This window comes from Desulfovibrio gilichinskyi (genome assembly GCF_900177375.1).
GTDB lineage: Bacteria > Desulfobacterota > Desulfovibrionia > Desulfovibrionales > Desulfovibrionaceae > Maridesulfovibrio > Maridesulfovibrio gilichinskyi.
In genome coordinates, this window is the sequence record NZ_FWZU01000011.1 from 1 (window position 1) to 2,500 (window position 2,500).

2 rRNA genes (1 of these 2 cut by a window edge) are annotated in these 2,500 nt (G+C 49.2%); both read right to left on the reverse strand.

Annotation, left to right across the window (positions count from 1 at the left end):
• Window positions 1-31: 31 nt before the first annotated feature.
• A 5S ribosomal RNA gene (gene rrf / locus B9N78_RS17920) occupies window positions 32-146 on the reverse strand.
• Window positions 147-230: 84 nt separating this feature from the next.
• Window positions 231-2,500, reverse strand: a 23S ribosomal RNA gene (locus B9N78_RS17925) (it continues 664 nt past the right edge of the window).

A 2,500-nucleotide genomic window follows, 5' to 3' on the forward strand; every position in this document is an offset into this window, starting at 1 on the left:
TATTATGTACGGGGTTTCTTTAAAAATAAAGTCCTTGCGACGACCTACTTTCCCACTAGCTACCTAGCAGTATCATCGGCGATGGAGGTCTTAACTTCCGAGTTCGGAATGGGATCGGGTGTGGCCCCTCCTCAATGGTCGCAAGGACAAATTTCTTTGTTAGTAACTTAGTTAGCCGATTAGGGCCTTAAGTTATTAACTATAAATATATAGTTAATAGGGAAGAGAAGAAAGATAAGTCGCACGATTTATTAGTACTGGTCAGCTGAGTATATTGCTATACTTACACCTCCAGCCTATCAACCAGGTGGTCTACCTGGAATCTTTAGATGCTTGCGCATAGGGAGAACTAATCTTGAAGCAGGCTTCCCGCTTAGATGCTTTCAGCGGTTATCCCTTCCGAACGTAGCTACTCTGCAATGCCACTGGCGTGACAACAGAAACACCAGAGGTTCGTCCACCCCGGTCCTCTCGTACTAGGGACAGACCCTCTTCAATTCTCCTGCGCCCACGGTAGATAGGGACCAAACTGTCTCACGACGTTTTAAACCCAGCTCGCGTACCACTTTAATCGGCGAACAGCCGAACCCTTGGGACCTGCTTCAGCCCCAGGATGTGATGAGCCGACATCGAGGTGCCAAACCGCATCGTCGATGTGAACTCTTGGATGCGATCAGCCTGTTATCCCCGGCGTACCTTTTATCCTATGAGCGATGGCCCTTCCATGCGGGACCACCGGATCACTAAGACCAACTTTCGTTCCTGCTCGACGTGTCCGTCTTACAGTCAAGCTCCCTTATGCCTTTGCACTCAACGGCTGGTTTCCAATCAGCCTGAGGGAACCTTTGCAAGCCTCCGTTACTCTTTGGGAGGCGACCGCCCCAGTCAAACTACCCACCAGACACTGTTTCCAAGCCGGATTACGGCGTTGGATTAGAATTCAAAATTATCAAGGGTGGTATTTCAAGGTTGGCTCCACACACACTGGCGTGCATGCTTCAAAGCCTCCCACCTATCCTACACATGATAATCCTAAACCCAATGTCAAGCTATAGTAAAGGTGCACAGGGTCTTTCCGTCTTACCGCGGGTAACCAGCATTTTCACTGGTAATTCAATTTCACTGAGTCTCTGGTTGAGACAGTGGGGAGATCGTTACGCCATTCGTGCAGGTCAGAACTTACCTGACAAGGAATTTCGCTACCTTAGGACCGTTATAGTTACGGCCGCCGTTTACTGGGGCTTCAATTCGGAGCTTCGCTTGCGCTAACACCTCCTTTTAACCTTCCAGCACCGGGCAGGCGTCAGTCCCTATACATCGTCTTACGACTTAGCAGAGACCTATGTTTTTAGTAAACAGTCGCCCCCCCCGATTCTCTGCGGCTCTCAAAAGCTCGGAAAGTAAATAACTTCACCATTGAGAGCATCCCTTATCGCTAACTTACGGGATCATTTTGCCGAGTTCCTTAACCAGAGTTCTCTCAAGCGCCTTGGTCTGCTCGACCCGACTACCTGTGTTGGTTTGCGGTACGGTCTATAAGTGCTAAACTTAGAAGCTTTTCTAGGCAGTATGGAATCAATCACTTCAAACGTAAAGTTACGGCATCATGTCTCGGCCTTAAAAGGAAACGGATTTGCCTATTTCCTAAGCCTACGCATTTGCACCGGCATATCCAACAGCCGGCTGATCTATCCTTCTGCGTCCCTCCATCGCACACACTTACAGGTACGGGAATATTAACCCGTTTTCCATCGACTACGCCTTGCGGCCTCGCCTTAGGGACCGACTAACCCTGGGAAGATTAGCTTTACCCAGGAAACCTTAGTCTTACGGCGAACGAGTTTCTCACTCGTTTTAACGTTACTCATGCCAGCATAATCACTTCTCATTAGTCCAGCAAACCTTCCGATTCACCTTCATCCCATCTGAGAACGCTCTCCTACCGATGCGTCAAAGACGCATCCCGTAGCTTCGGTACAATGCTTAGCCCCGTTACATTTTCGGCGCAGAATCGTTAGACCAGTGAGCTATTACGCTTTCTTTAAAGGATGGCTGCTTCTAAGCCAACCTCCTGGCTGTCTATACAACTCCACCACCTTGTCCACTGAGCATTGATTTAGGGACCTTAGCTGACGGTCTGGGCTGTTTCCCTTTCGACTACGGACCTTCGCACCCGCAGTCTGACTCCCAGGATAGAACTTACGGCATTCGGAGTTTGATAAGGTTTGGTAATCTGGTGAGACCCCTAGCCTTGTCAGTGCTCTACCTCCGCAAGTCAACTCCTGAGGCTATACCTCAATATATTTCGGAGAGAACCAGCTATCACCGAGTTTGATTGGCCTTTCACCCCTATCCACAGGTCATCCGAGCAATTTTCAACTTACAACGGTTCGGCCCTCCACTTGATTTTACTCAAGCTTCAGCCTGCCCATGGATAGATCACCCGGTTTCGGGTCTAATCCGCAATACTTGTCGCCCTATTCAGACTCGCTTTCGCTAC